We start from the raw sequence: 25,118 nt of genomic DNA on the forward strand, positions 1-25,118 counted from the left end.
CATGATGGTGGTCACTGCTCTGGCATCAGGATGCCGGAGCAGTGACCGATCGGCGGCGAGGCTGCCGCTGAAACATCATTATGCAGGGGCGTTTTCCATGAAGCGCTCCAGCAACCGGCGCCCTTCGTTAAGGTTGCCCGTACGCAGGCTTTGCATCACCAATTCCACATTCGCTTCGCGATCCATCGGATTGCTCTCGATGACGCGTTTCGCGCTGGCAATCACCTCGTTCTGGTCTTTGGATTGCTGCCGCTGATCCTGGAACTCGCGTTTATGCGCATCCGATAGCGTGCGTTGCAGCGAGGGCAGTCCGGCATAGGTGGGATCGATGGCGCGTATGGCGCCTACGTCCTGCTCGGCCATCCGGAGGTTGCCGGCGATCAGATGGCGTCCCATCGAGCGAGCCAGGGCCCGCAGGTTCTTCTCTATCATGGCAGCAGTCTGCTCGGGGGTAAGCACGCCACTGTTGGCCAGCCTGCGGTAAACCGAAACGGCATCGGCATGCGCGCCCAATTGCACTAGCCGCGTCGCGGGAAGGAGTACGGTTTCCGATTCTGCGGGCAGGGCGGCTTCGGCCAGGCGGTGCCAGCACGCAACCGCTACCGCGCCATGGCCGTCGGCCTGCAGTTGTTTGGCGGCGCGCTGCACATAGCGTACGTCCACGGCGTTGAGGGCAGCCAGTTCCGCCAGCAATTGGATAGCCATTTCACTGCTTCGATACTCAGCACTGGTTTCATAGCTCTTGAGCAAGCGCCGATAAGCCTGATTGATTTCATCGTCGAGTTCGGTCTGGTGCTCGCCGGCCAGGATCTGCAGAGCATAGAAGGCGCCCAGGCTGGGCAACAGTGCACCCGCACGGCCGGCATGACGGACTTCGCGGCGGGCTCGCTTGAGCACATGTTCGCGCGCGCCCTGAAGGCTGGTGCTGTCCACCGCCTGGGTGGCTGCCAGAGCGCTGACCATGCTCGCACCCTCTTCCAAGGGCGTGCTGCTGCGCGTGGCGTGGCGTAAAGAACGTTCGGGTGCGGCCTGAGCGCTTACGCGGAAGGCTCGCTCAGCCTGTTCATTCTCGCCCAGGCGTGCATGAATGCGGCCCAGCAGCGTCGCGGTTTTTTCGTTGCGCTCGCACTGCAGCGACTCCTGGGCCCAGCCGCGTGCGGTATCAATCTGTCCTTGCTCGAAGGCGCACTCCGCTGCCTGACGGAGAATATAGGCGTTGCGATTGGCATCGATGGCCAACGCTGCGCCCCAGGCATCGAGGACTTCATCGGTCTGGCTCAGTGCCATCATGGCCCGGGCACGCAACACATAGGCCGCCGAGACATTGGGCTTGAGTTCAATGGCCCGATTGGCATAAAGCAGCGCCAGATCCCAAGCTTGCGCCTGCCCATATTCCTTGGCGGCTTCCAGGCTCTGTTTCCAATCGTTGGCGGTCTGGCCCTCGGGCAACGCTGCTGTCTCCTGTACGCCCAGCAATTTGTCGCAGATCTCTTTACCCACCAGGTGCGCGAACGCCGTGGTGTAGTGGGTGGTATCCCGGCCGTCTTCGGGCATGCCGCGGTCCTGGCCGTAAGCCGCTAGCAAGGAGCCTGGGTCGACGAGGGTAATACCGGCGCGGGCGCAGGCACGTGAGACTCGATCAACCATTTTTGCCCGGTCAGCGATGAGTTCGCCGTGAGCATTCATGGCGTTGCAATGCGTCACGAGCACAAAGCTCGGGCCGAGCAAAAGAGCGATCTGCTTGAGGTCGCTTTCGATTTCGGCTGCAGTCTGCGTACGGAGAACGGTTTGGGTCAGGACATGCTGCACGGCTTCGGGTGCACGGGCGTAGCTGGCCGTGGCGTGGAACTGTCGCAGACGCTGGGCACGCACCTCGGCTGACCCATGCTCGAAGAAAATCTTGCGCAACTCCGGGCAGAAGGCCAACGCCTCCTTGAATCGCACCAATTGCAGCTGATAGCCGTCTAGCTCCAGCACTTTGATGGAGCTGATCTCCACGACGTGGCGGTCTTCGGCCGGGATGCTGCCGTGGGGCAAACGTGGATTACCCTCGCGGTAGGTCTGACCGGAGATGAATGGCCACAGAGCCGCGGGAATGGTCAGGTCGCCGCGCATGTAGCGGATAGCCTGGATGGTTTCCTTGGAGTTGTGCGTGTAGCCGTATAGCAGCCGGTTATCCAGCACGAAATTGCGCCGCGCCTGTACTTTTGCCATAGGGCCGGCCACGCGGCAGGACCCGATCGTAGTGATATTCACGGTGAGATACTCCGTCTCGTTCAATAGCGGTTTGAAGATAGCGCAGGCCTGATCTGTAGCCTTATGCAGGGGGTGTGATTAGGTAACGACTGTGCAAGCCGACCCGGTGCGGCAAGCATGTGACGCCGGGGTTGGAGATGAGTCTTTGTTGCATCTGTAGTGCTTCAACGTGAACGCAACCCTGTCAATTGGGGTTCTGCGCGCCGTGCCGGATTGGCGGGTTCGGGTGTCGCCGCTTGCATCAGCATGGTGCTGATGGCTTCTTCATACGCCTGCCATGGCATGTGTCTTTGCACGGATTCGCGCGCTTTGCGCCCATATTGCTCTCGCGCTAAGGCTTCGCGCAGCAGGGCCTGCAGGCGCGCGGCGCTGTCGGCAGGGGCGGCGGCCAAGTCAATATGCACGCCGTTTTCTCCGTCAGTCACGAGATCCGTATAGGTGGCTATCGGCCCAACAGCCGGGCACAGCCCCAGCGACATGGCCTCCAGAAGCGCCGCGCAAGCCGGCACGGCGGTGTGGTCGGCTCTGGTGGGCCAGTACGGAAACAGAGCGATATGCACCTGCCTGAGTAACTGTTCGCGCGATACCGCATCGGTGATCGTCGGGGCGAAGATGACCTGATCCTCGGAAAGACCGATCGCCACGGCATGCTGGCGCATGGCAGCGGCTGTGCGCCCTTCGGACAGAACCAGGAGCACGGCGCTATCGTCGTGCAGGGCCAGTTCTGCATAGAGATCGATCACCACACGCGCCAGCATTGCCGGAGGATCGTCCTCATTCCAGACGATGACTTTCTTGCCGCTCAGGCGTGCCAGCGTGCCTGCAAGCGCGATATCACTTTGCGGTGTACGCAGGTTGGCGGCAGGCAGAGGAAAGGGGGGCAGCAGGCAAACGGCGGGTTCGGCCTGCAGCAGCTCCTGGAGCGGCGCCGCCAGAGCGGTGCAGCCCAGCGCGAGCATGTCGGCCTGAGATAACGCTCTTTTGAGCAGCCGCAGATCGACCAGAGCGCGCTCGGACAGCACATGGTTGGAAGCGGTTTTTTGAAAAAAACTCACGCTGTGCGCAATAAACCCGTAGGGCACGCGCAGGCGGGTGGCCGCTGTATGCGCTGCGATACCGCAATGTGCATCGTCCCATGCCAGCACCGCACGGGGCCGCTGGCCTACGGTTTGAGCCAGAACGATGTCGGCCAGAGCCTGAGGCTGCAAACGCGCAGTGCGTGCCTGAGCCGCTGTGACAGCCTGGTAGAGCACGCCGTCGACGCGTAGCTCGGAGGTGCTCGGCTGATCGGTATCGGCGGTGTCGTCGTCGCTGGATTGCCAACTGATGACCCGCACTTCGCCCTCGCGGGCGGCGAGGCTGGTGGCGTAACGATGCAGCGCGTTCTCATTGGCGCTGCGGCGCTGCAGCAGACTGTGGGGCGCGAGAATCAGCAGCGGGCCTTCTGCTGAGAAATCATAGCGATACCCGCCTGGAAGGTGCGCAGCGGTATCGTCGGTCAGCACATCGTGGGCCGCTTGAATCCGGGCATATCGCTGAGATTCGGCGGTGTTCAGACGCACCCCGCTGGCGCTGGCCGTCTGCAGCAAGCGCGCTGGGACGGTCACAAGACCCGCGTCAAAAAGACTGAAAGCCAATTGGCGGCTGTGCGGCGCTGCCGGATCGATGAGCAGCAGTTGCTGGGCGACCTGCTCGGCAATGTCGGGGTAGCTTGTGCGTGCCCAACGCGCAATTTCGCAATACACCTTGCTGCGCACTTCGGTCGGCCAGCTCTGCTGCCCGCACCAGAGCAGCACCTCGGGACTGCGTACACGCTTGACGTAGTCCAAGGCGTCTTTGATCGCGCTTGCCGCTTCCGCGGGCAGCGCTGCGGCATTGGGCTTGCGCGGCGCTGGGTTGTGCCGGTGTTCTCGCCGGTGAGTATGCGACAGGCGCAACAAGGTGTAGGGCAGCAGCAGATAGTCCGCCATATTGCGTGCCCGGATCACTGCCTCCCCGAGCTTCCAGGTCAGGGTCAGCCGCTGCTTGGCCAATTGTTGAGTGGTTTCGCGCAGCAAGGTTCGAGCATTGGCCAGGTCTTTTTCGGCTTGCACCCTTGCCGCGTGCTCTTGCTCCAGCCGCGTCATCAACTGCTCGCCGTCGCCTGGCCCGGCGAGCGTTCCGGCAGACCGGGAAAGTCGTAGTACGTTGCTTACGGTCATGAACGGGATCCTATGACTGAGAAAGTTGCCTGCCTGATAGACCCTCTTCCATGTGGCGTCGGATCCAGTCCTCCCGATAACGGATGCGACCCTGGCGGCCGGTTGGTGAGTTCAAGCCGGTGGTGGGGGATTGAGTCAATGAGTCGTCTCGGTGCAATGCAATGGTGTGCACGTCGGCGTCGCGCACCACGCTGCCTGTGCCGCAATGAAGCCGGATACGGTGTTCATATTCGTCGTCTGCTCCAAAGCGGACCTCTTCGTAAGGACCGAGGCGGTCAAGGACCTCGCGGCGCATCATCATCGACGCGGGGTTGTGGCGGATCAGAGGATAAATACGCGGAGACACGAGCTGGCCTAGCGCGGTCAGGCGCAGTAAACGGCTGGTGCATGCCATGGCCCGGTAGGCGTGGACCATGCCAAGCTGACGCTCTATGCGCCGAGGCAGCATGACATCGTCGGCATCAAGAAAAGTAATAAAACTGCCACGTGACCGGGTTAGTGCGATATTTCTAGCTGCGTACGTGCCGCAATTATCTATCCGAAGCGGATTTATACGCGCATTAATTGAAGCCGCTGCCAGGATATGTTGGAAAGTGTTATCTGTCGATCCGTCATCAACCGCTACTATTTCAATGTTTTGATAGGTTTGACGTTCTACAGATAATAGGGTGTTGTCTATATAGGACTCGGCGTCGCGCGCACAAATTATTACGCTCACCAAAACATGGTCCTGAATTTCTGACGGAACAATCGATGTTTTTCGTGCGTAAAACTCGTCCATTGTCAGAGGACGGTTGGTCGTCGCGAGCTCGCCGCCCGCATTTGTGAGGAGGTGCGTTAAATGTTTGCGTGCTTGTCCAAATTGCCCTGCCAGGCAATGCTGCGCAGCAACAACTGCATGCAAATTATTCGCTTTCTTAAGATTGGTTCGCCGGGGTGTGGGCAGCGCCGCAGCGTGCCATTGAGCAGCATCGGCGTCGCTGGCGGCAAGGGCCATCGCCAGGGATAGCGCGCTCTCTGAGCGCTTTAACCATGTATTGGCCTGCTCAGGGTTCTGTCTCCCCAGCGTCAGCGCGTACTGCTGGCGTTCAAAATCGGATACCCGGCCGGAGAAGTCCGCCGGATGCAGTCGTGCATCGGCGCCCGTCCATTCCAACATCGCTCGTGCGCGAGCAAGCTCACAATCGAGCCCACCGCCCTTGGTGCGCTGCGACGTTTCAAACAAGCCTATCCGGTTGAGCCGCAGCGGGTCGTCAGCGTGCCGGTGCAACACCTGCCAAGCCTGCAACATATTGACTGCTTTGTGTACGCGTTTCTGGCAAATATTTAACAGAGTGGTTCCGAACATTTAACCTGCCTAGGTATGAATTTTTCAGTTTTTGCGCTGGCGGCGAGGAAGCCCCACTAGGGAGAGCGCCCGCAAGAATTACGTCCTATTATGAAATTATAAAAAAATAGATTTTTGCGTATAAATAGAATAATAAGAATACGCATTTGGTTTTATTTGATAAGTATTGAAATATCGGCCTGTCTTTTTGGACCGTATCATCCCTCCCGTTCGAACTCAGCCACCGTCAGGGCGCTGGGAATCCTGCGGCAACCGCACACGACAAACGGGAAAAAGGCAATGAAACGTCAGACCGAGGCTATGCATTGAGCGCCCACCTGCTGGGCACGCAGGCCAGGGTCATTGCCGCGTTGATCTACCGCGAAACACGTGTACGTTTCGGGGGAACACGGTTGGGTTATCTATGGGCTTTGATTGAGCCCATCATGCACGTGGCGGTGCTGTCGACGATCTATGTCGTCTGGGGCAGGCAGGCGCCGTTGGGCAATCTGCAGATGTTCTTTATCACCGGCATCATGCCGTTCTTCCTGTTCAGCCACACCTCATCACGGTTGTCGCGCGCGATCACGTCGAATACCCAGCTGTTGCGCCTGCCAGCCATCACCAACATGGACGTCATCTTCGCCAAGGCGTTGCTGCAGGCCCTGACCTGGATTGCGGTGTTTGGAATCCTGCTTTTTCTCACCATGCTGGGCGGTGATCTCCTCCTGCCGGAGAACCTTGAGACCTGCGCGCTGGCGGCGTTCTTCACCTTTTTGTTGGGTTTCGGCGTTGGCCTGATCAACTCGGTGCTGAACATGATGTTCAAGTCCTGGGAGCACCTCTACAGCGCGGTCACGCGGCCGCTGTATTTGCTTTCCGGCGTTTTCTACCTGGTCGATGCACTGCCCGAGAAAGCTCGCGCAGTGCTGATCTACAACCCCATGGTGCATGCCATCGAGTGGTTCCGTGAGGGGTATTTCGCCAATTTCAGTTCGTTGACCCTTGATCGTTCCTATCTGATTGAGTGGGCCATCTCGGCGGCGGTTCTCGGCCTGTGCCTGGAGCGTGCGATGCGTCGACGCTTGCATACCCGCTAGGAGCGAATCATGACCGAAGCGCGCGTAGTGATATCCCTCAAAGAGGTGAGTAAAGCCTTCCGCTCCAAAAAGGGTGCCAAAACCGTGTTGGATCGGATCAGCGTCGACTTTATTGCCGGGCAAAACGTCGCCATCCTCGGGGCGAATGGAAGCGGGAAATCTACGCTTTTGCGCATGGTCAGCGCCATGGAGTTGCCCGATCGCGGCAGCGTTGAACGTCGGGCCCGGGTGTCGTACCCATTGGGCTTTGCCGGCGCGATCAGTTCGTCGATGACGGGACGGGACAACGTGCGTTTCATTGCTCGCGTCTATGGTTGCGACCTCGCGCATGTCGAGCGCTTCGTTCAGAACTTCTCAGAACTCGGACGTGCCTACGATCTTCCCGTGTCGACCTATGCGAACAGTATGCGGGCGCGGCTTTCGTATGGCGTTTCGATGGCGTTGGCCTGCGATGTGTATGTCGTGGATGAAATGCTTGCGGTGGGCGACATGGACTTCAAGCGCAAATGCCTGGACGTGTTCGCCGAGCGCTCGCGCGGCGCCACCATTCTCATGACATCCAGCTCCACGACGACGGTGCGACGCTTCTGCACCCACGGTTTGATTCTGCGCGACGGCCGCCTGCAGGGATTTGGCGAACTTGCGGACGTCGCCGAGCGATTCGCTCAGGTCGTGGACAACAGCGACGATGTGGCGCTGCCCGCCGTGGATAGCGAAACCTGATTTTTTAAGGAAACCAGATCCTATATGACGACATCGGACACAACCTACCGCGGTCCGGCTTTGCCGGGCGCGGCTGCGCAGCGCCCGTCGCGATGGCTGCGCAACTCAGCCATCTTGCTGATCGCCGTGCCCGGCGCACTGCTGGCTTTTTACCTGCTGGTGATCGCGGCTGACCAATACGTGTCGGAAGCCCGTTTCGGCTTGCGGGCGGGCTCTGTGACCCAGGCCTCCGCAGCCAGCCGCGAGGGGCATTCCACTCTTGGTGGAGGCGAGATGACGGCGGAGTTGTTCGTCGACTCCTTCGCCGTGGTGGATTACGTCAAATCGCGCCAGATCGTGCGCGAACTTGACCGGACCCTCAATCTTCGCAAGATGTGGTCCAAGCCTGGCATCGATTTCTGGTACCGGGTTCCGGCTGACGCCTCGGAGGAAGCACTGTGGCGCCATTGGAGTCGCATGATCGACATTCAGTTCGACATGTCAACCGGGGCCATCATCCTGCGTGTCAGGGCATTCACGCCGGAGGACTCGCTACGCTTGTCACAAGCCATCCTCCAGGCCAGCGAAAAACTGGTCAACCAGATGTCGAAGAAGGCTCGGGAAGACAGCGTGCGCTTCGCGCACCTGGAGGTGGAGGAAGCGGAGCAGCGTCTATCTGCCGCACGGTTCAAGGTGCAGGATCTGCGAGCCAGCACGGGGGTACTCGACCCCGTCAAGGAAGCCGAGGCCAATCTGCAACTGGCAGCAAAAGTTCGAGGGGATATCGCCACGACAGCTGCCGAGGTCGCCACCTTACGGGCAGGTGGTGTGCGCGGCGGGCCCGGGCTGGAACGGGCCCAGGCACGCTTGCGTGCCCTGCAGACACAGCTGAGCGATCTCAACGACCAGCAGATCAGCGTCGGGAGTAAGACAGGGAAAACGGGAAGCCTGTCTACGGTATTGCGCGAGTACGAATCCGCAGAGACCGAGCGCCAGTTCGCGGAGGTCTATTACACCGGCGCGCTCAAAGGGCTTGAAGACGCCCGCAGTCTGGCGGCCAGGCAAGTGCTCTACACGGTGATCGCCTCCCAACCTACCTTGGCCGATGAATCGCAATACCCCCGCCGTTGGGTGGACACCGCGCTCGGCCTGCTGGGCTTTCTGATTCTGTGGATCGTCGTCGTGCTAGTGGTATATGCCATCCGCGATCACGCCTGACGTGCAGCACTAGCAGAGACGCCGCCATGTTTTCTTTTCTATCGCGTTTACGACGGCAAGAGCATGCTCCACAGCGTGGCAGCAGCACCGCGTTGCCGTCTTCGTTTGCGGATCAACTGGAAGAAGTGCTGGTGGGGGCTGTGCAGGAAGAGGTACCCACGCGCGATGTCGAAGAACAGGCCCGCTCGCTCATGCAACGCCAGGTGGCCGCAAACGACGCCTTGAGCGCCGTGGTGCATTTGCTGGAGTATGTGCGGCGCTACCCGGACACCGAACTCTTTCAAGTGCTGGTTGCACGCAGCCTGGAAGCCGCCCATCGTCCCGATGACAGCCTGGCCGTCTGGCGCGGAATCCAGCACCGGTTTCCCGACTCGGCGGACGCCTTCATCTTGATGCTGCGCGGCGTCAAACGGCAGTTAGGCGTTGACGCCGCGCGTCAGGAGATAGAGAAGTACTTCGCCGGGGGCAGTCAGGCCGCGCGCGACATCCTGCTTGAGGCGAAGAGCTGGGACGAGATCGGCCACCCGGAACTGGCCGATGCGGCCTTCGCCCGGCTGGTCGACTCGCATCCGGAGTTCGAAGATGGTTATGCGGTGTGGGCACAATCGCAGAATCGGCGCGGCGTGCTGTGGCGGGGTCGCGAGATTCTTCAGCTTGGCCTCAAGCGCCTGGGGGAGCGCGGTCGTAAACTGACGCGCCGGCTGGGTGCACTGGATACCGATTTGGCCGCGCTGACGGCGTTAGGCGTGTCGTGGTCGGAAAACAATGTCCCGGTCAGCGTGCTGGTGCTGCAAAGGCTGTTTCAGGAGATAGGCCGCCGCCGCAACGAGGAGATCGATCCTAAGCCCGAGTCCTTTGTGGGCAAGGTGCTGATGATCAATGGCTCATTAGGTGCGGGTGGCGCGGAGCGTCAGTTCGTCAATACCGCCGTTGCGCTGCAGACGGCGATGCTGCAAGGCCAATCCATTGCCGAGCACGACGTGCTGGGTCCGATTCAGGTCGTGTGCCGGTCGCTACGAAGCCGCGAAGGCGCCGACTTTTTCGCCGCCACACTCCGCGAGCATGACATCCCTGTGGCGGTGTACGCGGATATGCCCGCCTGGGGCGGCTCGGAGTTTGCGTCCCTGCTGGCGCCGTATCGTGAGTATCTGAGATTTTTGCCCAAACAGATCATCGAAGGCACCAGCAAGCTGACGGACGTGATCCGCTCGGGTGCGCCTCGCGTCGTGCACATTTGGCAGGATGGGTCGATCTTTGCGACAGCACTGGCCGCCTTGTTGGCCGGCGTTCCCCGAATCGTTCTGTCTGTGCGCACGATGCCGCCGATAGACCGCCCGGATCGCTACCGCGTCGAGTACGACATCATTTACTCCGAACTATTGAAAATGCGAGGGGTGGTCCTGAGCTCGAACTCCAGCTTTGCCGCGCGACGCTATGCCGATTGGCTGGATCTGGACGCGCGGCGTATTCCCGTGGTCTATAACGGCCTTGCACCCCTGAAGTCCGTCAGCGATGACGCCTGCGTGCAGATGATGCAAGCCTTCTCTGCGCGGACGTCGGAACAGGCTTTTACCGTGGGCACCGTTATGCGCGTCGACGAGAACAAGCGGCCCTTTCTCTGGGTTGAGGCTGCTCAGCAGTTTGCACGCACGAATCCCCATGCGCGCTTCGTGATGGTGGGGGCCGGGCCTTTGCTTGAGCCGGTCAAAGAGTTTGCCCAACGGCTGGGGATATCGGATCGTATCCTGTTCACCGGCCTTTCGCGGCGCGTCGGGTATTGGCTGGAACAGTTCGATGCCTTCTTGTTGCTGTCGCGTTTTGAGGGCTTGCCCAATGTCCTGATCGAAGCCCAGTTCGCGGGCGTGCCCGTCGTGACCACATTGGCCGGCGGAGCCGGTGAGGCCGTGCAAGAAGGCGTGACCGGTTTGACCCTGCGAGCCGAGAACACCACTGCCGAGGAGGTCAATATCGCGCTGGGTCGCCTCTACGCGATGCGGCAGGACGACGCGGATATTGGCCGCAAAGCCCGCCACTGGGCTCGTGCGCGTTTCTCCCTGTCGCAAATGATCTCTGCAACCGTGCGTTGCTATCAAGGACTTTGAGGGACCGGATGACCCACGTCCTCAATCTATTCGTCCTTGGCAGTTGCAGAGTCCATCGGCCCATCCGTCTGCTGCAGGAGCAGGGCAGGGCGCGGCTGTGCACGGCAGGTCTTCCGGGCTATATCCACAGCACGCGCGAGGCTTGCCAGCGTTTGCGCTGGCTCTGCGAAGGGCAGGGTCTGGACAGGCAATTGCTGCCGTTTCTGTTCGCACGAGCCCTTTGGCCCAGTCTGGACGAGACTCACCGCCGTGAACTGATGCAGGCAGATGCCGTCGTGATCGAGGCCGCCGCCGAGCGCAGTGTGGAGGTCGATGGCGTGTTTCTGCAGAAGAACCTGGTGGTGCGCCACCTGGTGCGCGAGCTCGGGGACATCGGTATGCAGTGGTGGCGCAGCCTTTTGCGCTGCGGTGCCGTCAGTCCTGATGAGTACGCCCGGGCCATGGGTGAATATCGGCAACTTGCCGATCCGGCGATGCTGGCGCCAGGCGAACGGGTTCTTCGGCGCGCGCGTTGCGAGACTGATACCGAGAGCCACGTGCGCGAGGACTTGAGGTATGCAAGCCGTGTGCTGGGAAAGCCTGTGCTGGTCGTCACGCATGTGGACTTGCCAAGGTCTGATGGGCGGCCCATTTTGTCGCGCAGCCACCATGTCGCGCGAGTGAAAGCCGCTTGCGCGGGGCTTGCCGGTTTGCATGTCGTTGACCCGCTGGACTGCGCGCAGGGCCTGGGTCGAGCGCAGATACTGGATCGTGACGGCGAAGACCTCAATCATTATTGCCCGGCGTTTGAAACCCTCCTGGCCGAACATCTGTACCAACAGGCGAACACCCTGCTTGGGACGGATCTGCGCTAGATCCCCTTACACCACCGGAGTCCAACGATCCGTCATGAGAACCCCCCTTATTTCTATGTTTCGCTTCCTGCCGCTGGTGATACTGATGGGCTTGTCCGGTTGCAGCATTCTTGCCGGCTCCGGGCCGACGCGCGGCGCCATCATGGACGCCGGCACCGCGCAAGGCGCCGACGCGCCGGGCGCCTATGACGTGGTGGACGTCAACGCCAGCACCATCGAACCGTATGTGCTCAAGCGCCCGCCCGAGGTCGACGGCAATACCTCGGACGGATACGCCGGCAACATGCGCGCCCGGCCGGGCGACGTGCTGCGTATTCTGGTCGCTGACAGCATGGAGGGGGGGCTGTTCGCCCCGCTGAACACCGGAGGTACGGTGTTCGAGGCTGTGCGAGTCGACGCCGAAGGCATGATATCGCTGCCCTATGCCGGCCACCTGCGAGTGCGTAACAAAACACTGGGAGCCATCGAGCAGATGGTCAAGAACGCGTTGCGCAATACGGCTGCCGTGCAACCGCAAGTCATGGTGGATCTGGCTGATGATCGTTCAAACTCTGTACTGGTGACCGGCGCTGTTGCCCAACCCGGCCGCTTCGGAGGCAACAAAAGCCCTCTCACTGCACTGGATGCCGTGGCGCAGGCGGGCGGCTCGACATTGCCTCCGTATTAGGTTGATGTCGTCATCCGCAACGGCACCCGCATGACTCGCGTGCCGTATCAGCAGTTACTTAACGGCCACAATATCGCGCTGGATCCGCGCTCGGAAGTCGTAGTCGAACCCAATCTCAAGCGCTTCGTCGCGATGGGAGCCATTACGAAACCTGGCCTGCATGAGCTGCCGTCCAAACGCAGCAACCTGCTGGATGCGCTGGGTGTGGCAGGCGGATTGAACGACCGCGCTGCCGACGCCACCGGGGTATTTGTCTTTCGTCTCGATGGACTGGACCCGGCGGGCCAATCCCGGCCAACGGTCTTCCGGCTGAACATGCGTAATCCCGAATCGATGTTTCTTGCCAAGCAGTTTGAACTGCGGCCCGAGGACGTCGTCTATGTCAGCAACGCGCCCATGTACGAATGGGAGAAGATCATTACCCCCATCGTGCAGGTCCTGATCGTCGGCCAGCGCGTTGGCGCAAATTGACTTTCAATTAGAGGTACTCATGAGCATACGCTCCATCTTTTCTGATTTCCAACTGGCCATCGTGGGCCTGGGCTATGTCGGTCTGCCGCTGGCGGTGGAGTTCGGCAAGAAGCGCTCCGTCGTCGGGTTTGACATCAACGCGCGCCGCATCGACGAGTTGCGCCGCGGCCATGACCACACGCTGGAAGTGGATGACAAGGAGCTGGCCGAAGCCAAGCACCTGAGCTATACGACCGACCACGCCGAGCTGGGCCAGGCCAATGTTTTCATCGTGACCGTGCCCACGCCCATCGATGAGTACAAACAGCCGGACCTGACGCCGCTGGTCAAGGCAAGCGAAACCATCGGTGCGGTGCTCAAGCGCGGCGACATTGTGATTTACGAATCCACCGTCTACCCTGGCGCGACCGAGGAAGACTGCGTGCCGGTGCTCGAGCGCGTCTCGGGCTTGAAATTCAATGAGGATTTCTTTGCCGGCTACAGCCCCGAGCGCATCAACCCGGGCGACAAGGCGCATCGTGTCTCGACGATCAAGAAGGTGACTTCCGGCTCGACGCACGAAGTGGCCGAGCTGGTCGACCAGCTCTACAAGGAAATCATCGTCGCCGGCACGCACAAGGCCTCGAGCATCCGGGTGGCCGAAGCCGCCAAGGTCATCGAGAACACGCAGCGCGACGTCAACATTGCGCTGATCAATGAGCTGGCGCTGATCTTCAACAAGATGGGCATCGACACCGAGGCCGTGCTGCAGGCGGCGGGCACGAAGTGGAACTTCCTGCCGTTTCGCCCGGGCCTGGTGGGGGGGCATTGCATTGGCGTGGATCCCTACTACCTGACGCACAAGGCGCAATCCATCGGCTACCACCCGGAAATCATTCTGGCTGGCCGGCGCCTGAACGACTCGATGGGCGGCTACGTGGTGTCGCAGCTGGTCAAGTGCATGACGAAAAAGCGCTTGCACGTGCAGGGCGCGCGCGTGCTGGTGATGGGCCTGACCTTCAAGGAAAACTGCCCGGATCTGCGCAATACCCGCGTGGTCGACATCGTCAAGGAACTGGGCGAGTACAGCGTGGACGTGGATGTCTACGATCCGTGGGTCGACGCCGACGAGGCGCGGCATAAGTACGGCATCACGCCGGTGGCCCAGCCGGCCGAAGGCAGCTATGACGCCATCATCCTGGCGGTGTCGCACCAGCAGTTCGTGGACATGGGCGCCGAGGCCATCCGCAGGCTGGGCAAGCCCGAGCATGTGCTCTATGACCTGAAATACGTGCTGTCGGCCGAAGAGTCGGATCTGCGCCTGTAGCCTCAGCCTGCTCCTGAACTGTTGGCCAGGGGCGGTACCGGAGAAATGCGCGGTGACGGCGGAGATACCCTCCAGGCCGCGCGGCGTCGCAAGGCGCCCAACAGTTTGAGCCCTTGCGGCCACTGGCCAAGGCCGCTGTCGGCGTTGAGATGGCCGGCTTGCGGCACGACGACAAAACGGCTGCCCCAATCCTGGGCGAAGTGCCGGGCTCGGCTCAAGGAACAATACGGATCGTTGTCGCTGGCCACCACAACGCTTTGGAAGGGCAGAGGCTGCTGCGGGATAGGCGCAAAATCTCGCAGGCAGGCGGGTGTGCCGGCCTGCTCGACGTCAGCGGGCGCCACGAGCAATGCCCCGGCCACACGAGAGCGCAGCGCGATCGGCAGCGACGCGGCGACCAGACAGCCAAGGCTGTGGGCGATCAGCAGCACCGGGCTGGAGGCTTCGTCGACCGACGCACAAAGCGCGGCCAACCATTGAGCTCGCTGAGGGTTCTGCCAGTCCTGCTGGCGCAGGCGCCGTGCGTACGGCAGGCTGTCTGCCCATAAGGTCTGCCAGTGCCCGGGCCGGGAGTCTTTCCACCCAGGAATGATGATAGGTTGGAGTCTCATGTGCGCCATATTGCCTGGGGCGCTAACCAACCCAAACGACTATCTATTTCAATGCATATATCGTATGGGATATATGCGCACCCTGATTGCTCTGGCGCCCAGGGACAGTCGGTTCGGTTATGCTTGCCTTGCATAATGCGCCGGCTAGCCTGGCGCGTAGATCAACGAAGACAAGCCAAGGAAGGAGTGCCCCATGAATAAGCCATTTCACTTGACCCCCATTCTGGCCGCCGTGGGCGTGACGATGGGACTGGCCTGGTCCGGTGCCCAGGCGCAGAACATCAAGATTGGGGTCGTCGGTCCGACGACGGGCCCGGTGACGCAATATGGGGATATGGTCCGAGAAGGTGTTGACACCGCCATCGAGCAGATCAACGCGGCGGGAGGCGTAAACGGCAAGAAACTCGAGGCCGTGGTCATCGATGACGCCTGCGAACCCAAGCAGGGGCCAGTCGCTGCCAATCGCGTGGTCAATCAGCAAATCGGTTTCGTCGTCGGCCATGTTTGTTCGGGAGCGACGATTGCCGCGACCGACATCTACAACAACGAAGGTGTGGTGATGGTCACCCCGTCAGCGACGGCGCCGGCGGTTACCGACGGCAAGAACTACGAGTTTATTTTCCGCACCATTGGCCGCGATGATCAACAGGGCCCGGCCGCCGCGAAGTTCATCGAGAGCAAAATCAAGCCTGCCAATGTGGCGGTGCTGCATGACAAGCAATCTTACGGCCAGGGGATTGCCACTGCCGTTAAAAAAGACCTCGAGAAGGCCGGCATCAAGGTCTCGGTGTTCGAAGGTATCAATGCCGGCGACAGCGATTATTCCGCCGTCATCACCAAACTCAAGAGCAATGGCGTGGATTTCGTCTATTTCGGGGGTTATCACCCCGAAATGGGCCTGTTGCTGCGTCAGGCTGCCGAGCAGGGGGTCAAAGCCCGTTTCATGGGGCCGGAAGGCGTCGGCAACCCGGACATCAATGCTATCGCCGGTGATGCGGCCGAGGGCATGCTGCTGACGTTGCCGGCTGATTTTGCACAGAATCCGGCCAACGCCGCCGTGGTCAAAGCCTTCCAGGAAAAGAAGCGCAATCCGAATGGCGCATTCCAGCTGACGTCTTATGCGGCTACCCAGGCGATCGCCGACGGCATCAAAGGCGCAGGCAGCACGGATCCGACCAAGGTGGCAAAGTACATGCACGCCAATACCTTTGAAACCCCGATTGGCAAGACGGCCTGGAACAAGCAGGGCGACTTGAACAATTTCGAGTTCGAGGTCTTTACCTGGCACAAGGATGGCAGCAAGACTGCTTTCAAGTAAAGGCCAGGCCAAAAAAAGGCTGCCCGCATAGTTGCAGGCAGCCTTTTTTATGGTTCATCGAGGAATACCGGGGAATGCAGACCGGATCTTGAGGAAGAAGTACTCCTGATCGCGGTAGCCGTAGGCGCGGCGTTTGATGACTTTGATGGTGTTGTTGATGCCCTCGACGATGCTGGTGTTGAGCCGGTGGCGACAGCGAGACAGAATCCCGTGCAGATAGGCTTTTAGCTTGAGCGCGAAGTGAGCCAAGGCGGCGATGCCGCTGCCCTGAGCCTGTTGCAGCCAGTGATCCCATGCCTGGCGGGCGTAGCCGGGGTGTTGGTAGAACCACAGCTGTTTGAGCTCATCGCGCATCAGATAAGCGGTGAGCAAGGGCTGGTTGGCCTGGAGCAACTCGTCCAACTTTACCGATTGGCACGGATCGAGGTTTTTGCGATTGCGCAGCAGTAGCCAGCGACTGGACTTGATCACCCGGCGGGCCGGCTTGTCGTGCCGCAACTGGTTCGCTTGGTCTACACGCACCCGGTCTATCACTTCACGGCCGTACTTGGCCACGACGTGGAACAGGTCGTAGACGATCTCGGCGTTGGGGCAGTTGGCCTGGATCTCCAGCTCATAGGCCGTCGTCATGTCGATCGCTACGGCCCGGATCTGCTGGGCAACCCCAGTTGGCAGTTGTTCGAAGAAGGCTCTGGCCGTCTCGCGCGAGCGGCCATCACCGATCCATAGCACCTGACGGCGGATCGGATCGACAACGACCGTGGCATAACGATGGCCCTTGTGTAGAGCGAACTCGTCCATCGCTAGGTAGTGGATCTGGCTCCAGTCCGGCTCTTGGATCGCCCGTCGCAGCAGGGCCTTGTCCAGCGCCTTGACCGTGTGCCAACCCAGTTGGAAGAAGCGCGCCACGGCCAGAATGTTGCTGGACTCAAGCAACTGGCTGACCGCCTCGGCCAGCCGGTCGGTCACTCGCTGGTAACGGCCCAGCCAGCTCAGCCTCTCCAGATGCGGTCCACCGCACTGCTCGCACCAGACCCGCCGACGCGGCACTACCAGCGTCACTCGCAGCGCCATTAGCGGCAGATCCCGCACCCGGCGCGTGGTCGTCTCATGCACCTGCCGACATCGGTTGCCGCAGTGCTCGCAGTGCATCGTTCGCGCTGAAGGCTTCAGGTAAATCGTGACCGTCCGGCTCTCACCTTCAGGCCACACGACCCGCTCCACCCGATAACCTTCCCACCCACCCAACCTCTCGATCGTCTTGCGGTCCAGCATGATCCCGGCCTTGATCCTTGAAAAATCAAGGATCAAGCGTAACGGCAATCAAGCACGGCTCCACGCTATTCCGCGATGAACCTTTTTTATTCGGGCGGTTGACTCACAGGCCGGCGACGCGTCGTCCGGAGTCCAGTTCGAACCAATGCAGATCGTGCCGGCCATCCGGGCCGATGCTCATGGTGTCTCCGACTCGTATGGTCGATTCCGACAACTGGCGGGTCGTACAGCGCACGACAATCATGTTCTTGCCGTTGCGACCATGCACCAATTGCTCCGAACCCAGGGTTTCGATCATCTCGATGACCACGGGAATGCCCTCTGCATTGAGCAGCATGTGTTCGGGGCGCAGCCCCATGACGACTTTACGGCCGCGTACCGACTGAGGCACCTGGAGCGGCGAAATCTGTAGTGCTGTACCTTCTAGCGTCTGCATAGTGCCGTCGCCAGCCACATCGACCTCGATCAGATTCATTGGGGGAGACCCGATAAATCCGGCTACGAAGGTGGAGGCAGGTTTGTCAAAGACCTCCATCGGAGTCCCGATCTGCTCCGGCACGCCCTGATACATGACCACCATGCGGTGCGCCAGTGTCATCGCTTCTACCTGATCGTGCGTGACATAAAGACTGGTGGTGTTCAGGCGCCGATGAAGCTTGAGGATTTCCAGCCGCATGGCCACCCGCAGCTTGGCATCCAGATTGGACAACGGCTCGTCAAACAGAAAGACCTTGGGCTCGCGCACAATGGCCCGACCCATGGCGACGCGTTGACGCTGCCCACCCGACAGTTGGCGCGGGCGCCGCTCGAGCAACTTGCCCAGCTCCAGGATCTGTGCGGCGGCCTCGACACGTTTCTGGATCTCTGCCTTGGGGACCTTACGGATTTTCAGACCATACGCCATGTTCTCGAACACGCTCATGTGCGGATAGAGAGCATAGTTCTGAAACACCATGGCGATGTCGCGCTCGGCCGGCTCCAGGTCATTGACGGGTTTTCCGTCGATGATGATCTCGCCGCTGGTAACGGTCTCGAGCCCGGCCACCATGCGCATGAGCGTGGATTTCCCACAACCGGAAGGGCCGACGATGACGATGAATTCACCATCCTTGATATCCATGTCTATGCCATGGATGACCGGCACGTTGCCGGCGTAGGTTTTCTTTACGTTGCGGAAACTTAGGGTAGCCATACGTTTTATTCGTCTGGGGTAGCGTGTCGGGAGGGCAGGTGCCGGTCACTTTTCCGTATCGACCAGGCCCTTGACGAACCATTTCTGCATCAGGATCACGACCAGCGCGGGCGGGATCATGGCCAGAAGGGCGGTTGCCATGGTGATGTTCCATTCGGTGACGCTGTCGCCGCCGCTGATCATGCGCTTGATGCCAATGACCACCGGGTACATATCTTCCTGGGTCGTGATGAGCAACGGCCAGAGATACTGATTCCAGCCATAGATGAACTGGATCACAAACAGTGCGGCAATGCTGGTGCGCGCCAGAGGCAGCAGCACATCGAAGAAAAACCGGACCGGCCCCGCACCGTCGATGCGAGCGGCTTCGATCAATTCGTCCGGCACGGTAAGAAAAAATTGCCTGAACAGAAACGTCGCCGTGGCTGACGCGATCAGGGGTAAGGTAAGTCCTGCATAACTATTGAGCAGCCCAAGATCGGCCACCACCTTGTAGGTCGGTGCGATGCGCACTTCGACCGGCAGCATCAGAGTGACGAAAATCATCCAGAAGAAGAACATGCGGCCGGGAAAGCGGAAATACACGACAGCAAACGCCGATAGCAGCGAGATGGCGATCTTGCCCAGCGAAATGGCCAAGGCCATGATCAAACTGACGTACATCATGCGCGCCACCGGCGTGCCTGACGAGCCGCCGCCAGACCCGGCGAAAAGCGCCTGCATGTAGTTGTCGACGAAGTGCTTGCCAGGAATCAGCGACATCGGCGCCGAAGCGACCTCCTGGGCCGTCTGTGTGGACGCCACGAACGTGACATAAATCGGGAACGCGACCAGCGCCACTCCCATCAGAAGGATGACGTGGGCCAGCGCATCTAGCCAGGGACGGCGTTCTACCATGGTTGCTAACCTTGTATTCGAAAATCAGTACTGCACTTTGCGGTCGATGTAGCGGAATTGCACGACCGTGAGCATGACCACGATGACCATCAGGACCACCGATTGTGCGGCTGACGAACCCAGGTCCAGGCCGCGGAATCCATCGCTGTAGACCTTGTAGACCAGGATGGCGGTAGAGGTGCCCGGGCCGCCCTGAGTGGTCGTGTCGACGACGGCAAAAGTGTCGAAAAATGCGTAGATGACGTTGACCACGAGCAGAAAGAACGTCGTTGGCGACAGCAGCGGGAACACAATGCTCCAGAACCGACGCGCGGGAGAGGCTCCATCGATAGCGGCGGCTTCGATCAGCGAACGCGGAATGGATTGCAGGCCCGCCAGGAAGAACAGAAAGTTATAGGAAATCTGCTTCCAGACGGCAGCGATCAGCACCAATATCATTGCCTGTGTGCCATCGAGCCGGGGATTCCAGTCTACGCCCAGGCTGCGCAGCGCCACGGCAAGGATCCCGACCGACGGAGAGAAAAGAAACAGCCAGAGCACGCCGACCACGGCCGGGGCGACGGCATACGGCCAGATCAACAGTGTCTTGTACATACCGGCACCGCGTATGACGCGGTCGGCCATGACAGCCAGCAGTAACGATACCGACAGACCGACAAACGCCACCAGTACCGAAAACACGGCAGTGACCTTGAAAGAATCCAGATAGGCCTGTTGGGAGAAAAGCTCTACGAAGTTGTCCATGCCGACAAATTCGGAAGACAGGCCAAACGCATCTTCCAGGCGCATGGATTGCCACATCGCCTGCCCGGCCGGCAAAAAGAAAAAGACCACCGTGATGATCAACTGCGGCGCTAACAGCAGGTAGGGCAGCGTCTTGTGGCCAAATACGACACGTTTTTCCATGGGGCTGGGCAAAAATGGCGGCCTGTGCCGCGAATGCATGAACCGCCGGGATCCGACGGCAGGGCAGAGCAAGGTGTCGGCGTTGCCCCGGCGCATGCGCCATCGGGCTGAAGCCTGGGCCTTACCCCCTTAAAACGCAAAGGCCGCAGACTGCCCTGAAAAATGCCGGAATGGAAGCGGAATCAGGACAACTGCGGAAAAAGGGAGCGCCACGCCCCGGGCGGGCACCGGGGCTGCGGCCCGGGGACAGATACAAACCGGTCACCGGGCCACCAGGGGCAAGTTTACTTCACGCTTTTTTCGAACTTCTCGAGCAGATCATTGCCGCGTTTGACGATCGTCTGCAGACCATCCTTGGCCGTGGTCTTGCCCGAAACAACACGTTCGATTTCGGCGTCCTCGATCTCGCGAATCTGCGGCAGGTAGCCGAGTCGCAGGCCCCGCGATTGCGCGGTGGTCTGCACGTTAAGCTGCTTGACGCCAACATCTGTACCGGGGTTCTTGTCGTAGAAACCCTGTTTCTTGGTCAGTTCGTAGGCATCGACAGTAACCGGAACATAGCCGGTCTGCTGATGCCAGCGCGCCGCGACTTCAGGGCTGGCCAAGAACTTGAAGAATTTCGTCACCCCTTTGTAGACATCGGGTTTTTTGTTCGCGAAGACCCACAGCGAGGCGCCGCCGATGATGGTGTTCTGCGGCGCGCCTTGCACGTCGGCATAGTACGGAACCGTGGAAGTGCCGAAGTCGAACTTGGCGTTCTTCATGATGTTGGCGCGCAAGCCGCTCGAGCCGGTGATCATGGCACACTTGCCGCTGATGAACAGTGAATTGGGTTCATCGCCGCGGCCGCCATACATGAAGATGCCGTCCTTGCCGAGTTTGGCCAGGTTTTCGAGGTGGCGCACATGCAGCGGCGTATCGATAGCCAGCCGCGCATCCACACCGCCGAAACCGTTGTCCTTGGTGGCGTAGGGCACGTTATGCCAGGCCGAGAAGGTTTCCAGCTGTACCCAGGACGGCCACGACGTGGTGTACCCGCACTCCTGGCCGGCGGCCTTGAGCTTCTGCCCGGCGGCAACGACTTCTTCCCACGTCTTGGGCGGTTTTTCGGGGTCCAGGCCCGCCTTCTTGAAGGCGTCCTTGTTGTAATAGAACACCACCGTCGAGCTGTTAAAGGGCATGGAAACCAGCTTGCCCTCGGGTGAGGAGTAATAACCGGCGACCGCGCCGATAAAGGCTTTGGGGTCGATCGGATCGCCGGCTTCCTCGGACATCTGCTGCACGGGCTTGATAGCGCCCTTGGCATGCATCATCGTGGCAGTGCCGACCTCGAAAACTTGCAGGATGTCTGGCGCATTGCCGGCGCGGAACGCAGCAATGCCGGCATTCATGGATTCGCCGTAATTGCCCTTGTAGACTGCTTTGACTTGGTAGTCGGGATTTTGCTTGTTGAACTCTTCAACCAGCGCATTGACCCGGTCGCCCAGGGCGCCTTCCATGGAGTGCCAGAATTGAATTTCCGTGGCGGCGTGGGCCGAGACGCTTGCAAAGGCAACGATCAGCGCCGCTGCCAGGGCGATACGTTGGGGTTGCATGAAGTGTTCCTCCGGTTGAGCGACTGCGCCGCGGGTTGCGCGCGCGAGGCGATACACCTTATGAATTGTTTGTGACAGAGGCGTGACTGTTACACCGCCCGCTGAGGCTGTCAAATTGGGCCGCTGTCTTCAGCCCGCCGGACGGTTTGGAGCATTCTGCATCCGGCCCGGCCGGTTTACAATGGCGTGCCATGGAAAACCCTCTCTCTATCGCCTTTATTGGCGGCGGCAATATGGCCTCCGCCTTGGCTGTCGGTCTGGCCGACAAAGTGTGTCCTGCCCACAACATCCACGTCGTGGACATCAACGTCCAGGCGCACGCGTTCTGGCTGCAGCGCGGCATGACGGCCGCGGCGGCGCCCGATGCGGCGCTCGCGCGTTGCCGCGTCTGGATCTTTGCGGTCAAGCCTCAGGTCATGCGCGATGTCGTGCAGGCCGTTCAGCCTTGGCTGGAACCCGACACCCTGGTCATCAGCGTGGCGGCCGGTTTGCGGGCCGACACGCTGGCCGGTTGGCTCGGCCAACCCGAGCGGCCCTGGAGCCGTCTGGTGCGTTGCATGCCCAATACCCCTGCGCTTGTCGGCCAAGGCATGACGGGCATGGCTGCGCTCGACGGGGTGAGTGCGGCGGACAGGCAACTCGCGCAGACGCTGCTGGGCGCGGTGGGCGAGGTGGTATGGGTAGCCGATGATGCGGCGCTGGACGCGGTGACGGCATTGTCCGGTAGCGGGCCAGCCTATGTGTTTCTCTTTATCGAAGCATTGATCGCTGGCGGCCAGGCGGTTGGCCTGTCTGCCGAGCAAGCCCGCCAACTGGCGCTGGGCACTTTGCGCGGCGCGACGACCCTGGCGAGCCAGGCCGAGGACCCTCCGTCCGTGCTGCGCGAACGCGTGACGTCCAAAGGCGGCACGACGGCGGCAGCACTGGCGGTGCTCGAACAAGCCGATATGCGCAGTATCGTGGCGCGTGCCATCGAGGCGGCGGCCCGCCGCTCGGAGGAATTGGGCGAGGAGTTCGGCAAGTGAGGCGCTTTGAGACCATGCGCGGCTATCAGTTCCTGTTGGCCGTGTTCTGCATGGGTGCCGTGGTGGTCGGTTCCAATATTCTTGTCCAGGTGCCCTTGAATAATTGGTTGACCTGGGGAGGGCTGTCCTATCCGGTCGCCTTCTTGGTGACGGACGTCCTGAACCGGCGTTTCGGCCCCGTTGCGGCGCGGCGTGTGGCCTGGTTCGGGTTTGCCGCCGCGCTGGCGGTGTCCGTGTGGGTGGCGTCGCCGCGCATCGCACTGGCCTCCGGCCTGGCCTACATCTGCGCACAATTGATCGACATCCAGGTGTTCGACCGGTTGCGGGACCAACGCTGGTGGCGTGCCCCCTTGGTTTCAGGGGTGATAGGGGCGGTGGCGGACACGGCGATTTTCTTTAGCGTGGCGTTTGCCGCCACCGGCACCCCATGGCTGACCTGGATGCTCGGCGATCTGGCCATCAAGCTGGTGATCAACATCAGTATGCTGGCGCCGTTTCGCGCCCTGATGTGGAATCTGGCGCGACCGGTTCCGCAGACGCGCTGACGGCCTGTCAGCTCGCTATGGGTGCGATGGCGCCCACCTGGCATCGATAGCACAACGGCGGCACCTGCAGCATAGATCGCAGCAGGTGCCGCCATTTCCATCTCTCTCTCTTACGTGAGGCTTACGCCGCCCAAATCGGCGCATTCGGGCGCTATCTGACCCGCATTTGCCGGGCGACAGGACTATTGGGGATTCCACGCAGTGACACCCCGGACCCATGCTTTCAGAATAGCCGCGACATTGACGCTGCCGTGAGTCTGCGGCGCCGTGTAAGCAAGGCATGCGGAATAACGATGTTTCGCCTACCCACCAATAAGTCCGCTCCAATACTCTTGCCGGGAGAATTTGCATGAAGTTGTCGCAACGCTTTACCCCGCTCGCCGTCGCGATTGGCGCTCTGGCTTTCGCCGGGGCCGTGCACGCTGCCGATACCATCAAAATCGGTATTCCCCAGCCCATGACCGGTCCCAACACCCAATACGGGGATCAAATCCAGGCAGGCGCACTGACTGCCATCGAATCCATCAATGCCAAGGGTGGGGTAAAGGGCAAGAAGCTCGAGGCCATTCTGATCGACGACGGCTGCGAACCGAAGCAGGCCGTGCCGGCCGCCAACCGCGTGGTCAATTCCGGTGCCAAGTTTGCGGTGGCCCACGCCTGCTCGGGCGTGACCGTGCCCGCCGTCAACGTCTATGAGCAGGAAGGCATTGTCGCCATCACTCCGGGCGCCACCTCGCCGCTGGTGACCGACACGACCAAGCCGCATTATTTCTTCCGCACGATTGGCCGCGATGACCAGCAGGGCCCGTTCGCTGCCCGCTACATCGCAAATACCATCAAGCCGAAGAAAGTGGCCGTGCTGCATGACAAACAGACCTATGGCTCCGGTGTGGCCAACCAGGTCAAGTCCGCGCTCGAGAAGGAAAAAGTCAACGTTGCCTTGTTCGAGGGCATCAACGTGGGTGACAGCGATTATTCCGCTATCATCACCAAGCTGAAATCGGCCGGTGTTGACTTGGTCTATTTCGGCGGCTATCACCCTGAGCTTGGTTTGCTGCTGCGTCAGTCCCGCGAGCAGGGCTTGAATGTCCAATTCATGGGCCCGGAGGGCACAGCCAACCAGGACCTGGTGGCCATCGCCGGTCCGGCCATCGAAGGTCTGCTGGTGACGCTGCCGTCGGATTTCACCAAGCTGCCTGGCAACGAGGGCATCGTCAAGGCCTTCAAGGATGCCAAGCGTGATCCGGACGGAGCCTTTCAGATGCCGGCCTACGCGGCCGTGCAGTTGATCGCCGACGGCATCAATGCCGTGGGCGAGGACCCGGCCAAGGTGGCCGACCATCTGCACAAAAATTCCTTCGATACGGCCATCGGTAAGGTTGAATACGACGCCAAGGGCGACCTGAAGGACTTCGAGTTCGCTGTCTTCAAGTGGGACAAGAACGGCAAGAAGACCCAGCTGTAAACACGCTGCGGGCCCTGGCTGACTGCCAGCACCGTCCGCAGAGCCAAGGTTTCCGGCTCCGGGTGGCATTACCGGAGCCGGAGCT

General features: G+C 60.7%; 21 protein-coding genes. 12 read left to right on the forward strand and 9 right to left on the reverse strand.

Translation table 11 applies throughout. From position 1 onward, the window contains the following. Positions 1 to 78: 78 nt before the first annotated feature. The 3 genes from LK440_RS06620 to LK440_RS06630 form a co-directional block, all read right to left on the reverse strand. Positions 79 to 2,256, reverse strand: coding sequence for a hypothetical protein (locus tag LK440_RS06620; protein WP_005014059.1), 2,178 nt, complete (start codon positions 2,254 to 2,256; stop codon positions 79 to 81). A gap of 164 nt (positions 2,257 to 2,420) precedes the next feature. Continuing rightward, positions 2,421 to 4,457 carry a glycosyltransferase gene (locus LK440_RS06625; protein WP_227944797.1) on the reverse strand — a complete coding sequence of 679 codons (2,037 nt, stop codon included), beginning with the start codon at positions 4,455 to 4,457 and terminating at the stop codon, positions 2,421 to 2,423. Between the two features lie 10 nt (positions 4,458 to 4,467). Beyond that, complete coding sequence (locus LK440_RS06630) at positions 4,468 to 5,748, reverse strand: glycosyltransferase family A protein (RefSeq protein WP_017685740.1); 1,281 nt, start codon at positions 5,746 to 5,748, stop codon at positions 4,468 to 4,470. A gap of 362 nt (positions 5,749 to 6,110) precedes the next feature. Between LK440_RS06630 and LK440_RS06635 the strand changes: the two genes are divergently transcribed. The 8 genes from LK440_RS06635 to tviB are packed head-to-tail and all read left to right on the forward strand — an operon-like array spanning position 6,111 to position 14,204. Then, positions 6,111 to 6,884, forward strand: coding sequence for an ABC transporter permease (locus tag LK440_RS06635; protein WP_005014055.1), 774 nt, complete (start codon positions 6,111 to 6,113; stop codon positions 6,882 to 6,884). 9 nt (positions 6,885 to 6,893) lie between these two features. Continuing rightward, positions 6,894 to 7,607, forward strand: a complete 714-nt coding sequence (locus LK440_RS06640) for an ABC transporter ATP-binding protein (RefSeq protein WP_005014054.1) — start codon at positions 6,894 to 6,896, stop codon at positions 7,605 to 7,607. A 24-nt stretch (positions 7,608 to 7,631) separates the two neighbouring features. Beyond that, entirely contained in the window at positions 7,632 to 8,804 is a 1,173-nt protein-coding gene (locus tag LK440_RS06645; RefSeq protein ID WP_005014053.1) for a hypothetical protein, read from the forward strand. A 26-nt stretch (positions 8,805 to 8,830) separates the two neighbouring features. Then, entirely contained in the window at positions 8,831 to 10,906 is a 2,076-nt protein-coding gene (locus tag LK440_RS06650) for a glycosyltransferase (RefSeq protein ID WP_005014052.1), read from the forward strand. Between the two features lie 8 nt (positions 10,907 to 10,914). Continuing rightward, positions 10,915 to 11,760, forward strand: coding sequence for a hypothetical protein (locus LK440_RS06655; RefSeq protein ID WP_005014051.1), 846 nt, complete (start codon positions 10,915 to 10,917; stop codon positions 11,758 to 11,760). Between the two features lie 34 nt (positions 11,761 to 11,794). Further along, positions 11,795 to 12,427: a polysaccharide biosynthesis/export family protein gene (locus tag LK440_RS06660; protein ID WP_227944798.1), complete on the forward strand. Its 633-nt coding sequence runs from the start codon at positions 11,795 to 11,797 to the stop codon at positions 12,425 to 12,427. Positions 12,428 to 12,457: 30 nt separating this feature from the next. Next, positions 12,458 to 12,898 carry a polysaccharide biosynthesis/export family protein gene (locus LK440_RS06665; RefSeq protein WP_017685738.1) on the forward strand — a complete coding sequence of 147 codons (441 nt, stop codon included), beginning with the start codon at positions 12,458 to 12,460 and terminating at the stop codon, positions 12,896 to 12,898. A gap of 19 nt (positions 12,899 to 12,917) precedes the next feature. Continuing rightward, entirely contained in the window at positions 12,918 to 14,204 is a 1,287-nt protein-coding gene (tviB, locus tag LK440_RS06670; RefSeq protein ID WP_005014050.1) for a Vi polysaccharide biosynthesis UDP-N-acetylglucosamine C-6 dehydrogenase TviB, read from the forward strand. Positions 14,205 to 14,206: 2 nt separating this feature from the next. Here the strand turns inward: tviB and LK440_RS06675 are convergent, their stop codons facing one another. Continuing rightward, a complete protein-coding gene (locus LK440_RS06675; RefSeq protein WP_005014049.1) occupies positions 14,207 to 14,815 on the reverse strand; it encodes an RBBP9/YdeN family alpha/beta hydrolase in 609 nt (202 codons plus the stop codon). 193 nt (positions 14,816 to 15,008) lie between these two features. Between LK440_RS06675 and LK440_RS06680 the strand changes: the two genes are divergently transcribed. Then, a complete protein-coding gene (locus LK440_RS06680; RefSeq protein WP_005014048.1) occupies positions 15,009 to 16,133 on the forward strand; it encodes a branched-chain amino acid ABC transporter substrate-binding protein in 1,125 nt (374 codons plus the stop codon). Positions 16,134 to 16,187: 54 nt separating this feature from the next. Here the strand turns inward: LK440_RS06680 and LK440_RS06685 are convergent, their stop codons facing one another. From LK440_RS06685 to ugpB, 5 genes are all read right to left on the reverse strand, one after another. Then, positions 16,188 to 17,408 (reverse strand): ISL3 family transposase, encoded by a 1,221-nt coding sequence (locus LK440_RS06685; RefSeq protein ID WP_005011985.1) that lies wholly within the window; start codon positions 17,406 to 17,408, stop codon positions 16,188 to 16,190. Positions 17,409 to 17,511: 103 nt separating this feature from the next. Beyond that, entirely contained in the window at positions 17,512 to 18,600 is a 1,089-nt protein-coding gene (locus LK440_RS06690; RefSeq protein ID WP_005014047.1) for a sn-glycerol-3-phosphate import ATP-binding protein UgpC, read from the reverse strand. A 45-nt stretch (positions 18,601 to 18,645) separates the two neighbouring features. Beyond that, on the reverse strand, positions 18,646 to 19,497 hold the full coding sequence (gene ugpE, locus LK440_RS06695) for a sn-glycerol-3-phosphate ABC transporter permease UgpE (protein WP_005014043.1): 852 nt from the start codon (positions 19,495 to 19,497) through the stop codon (positions 18,646 to 18,648). Positions 19,498 to 19,521: 24 nt separating this feature from the next. After that, on the reverse strand, positions 19,522 to 20,403 hold the full coding sequence (ugpA, locus tag LK440_RS06700) for a sn-glycerol-3-phosphate ABC transporter permease UgpA (RefSeq protein ID WP_005014042.1): 882 nt from the start codon (positions 20,401 to 20,403) through the stop codon (positions 19,522 to 19,524). Between the two features lie 284 nt (positions 20,404 to 20,687). Then, positions 20,688 to 21,998, reverse strand: a complete 1,311-nt coding sequence (gene ugpB, locus LK440_RS06705) for a sn-glycerol-3-phosphate ABC transporter substrate-binding protein UgpB (RefSeq protein ID WP_005014041.1) — start codon at positions 21,996 to 21,998, stop codon at positions 20,688 to 20,690. A 191-nt stretch (positions 21,999 to 22,189) separates the two neighbouring features. Between ugpB and proC the strand changes: the two genes are divergently transcribed. From proC to LK440_RS06720, 3 genes are all read left to right on the forward strand, one after another. Further along, positions 22,190 to 23,023 (forward strand): pyrroline-5-carboxylate reductase, encoded by an 834-nt coding sequence (gene proC / locus LK440_RS06710; protein ID WP_005014039.1) that lies wholly within the window; start codon positions 22,190 to 22,192, stop codon positions 23,021 to 23,023. A gap of 14 nt (positions 23,024 to 23,037) precedes the next feature. Continuing rightward, on the forward strand, positions 23,038 to 23,568 hold the full coding sequence (locus LK440_RS06715; RefSeq protein WP_101557832.1) for a queuosine precursor transporter: 531 nt from the start codon (positions 23,038 to 23,040) through the stop codon (positions 23,566 to 23,568). A gap of 349 nt (positions 23,569 to 23,917) precedes the next feature. Beyond that, positions 23,918 to 25,033, forward strand: coding sequence for a branched-chain amino acid ABC transporter substrate-binding protein (locus LK440_RS06720; protein WP_005014037.1), 1,116 nt, complete (start codon positions 23,918 to 23,920; stop codon positions 25,031 to 25,033). The last annotated feature ends 85 nt before the right edge of the window (positions 25,034 to 25,118 follow it).

The sequence above is a fragment of the Bordetella holmesii genome, from assembly GCF_020735985.1.
In the GTDB taxonomy this organism is placed as follows: domain Bacteria; phylum Pseudomonadota; class Gammaproteobacteria; order Burkholderiales; family Burkholderiaceae_B; genus Bordetella; species Bordetella holmesii.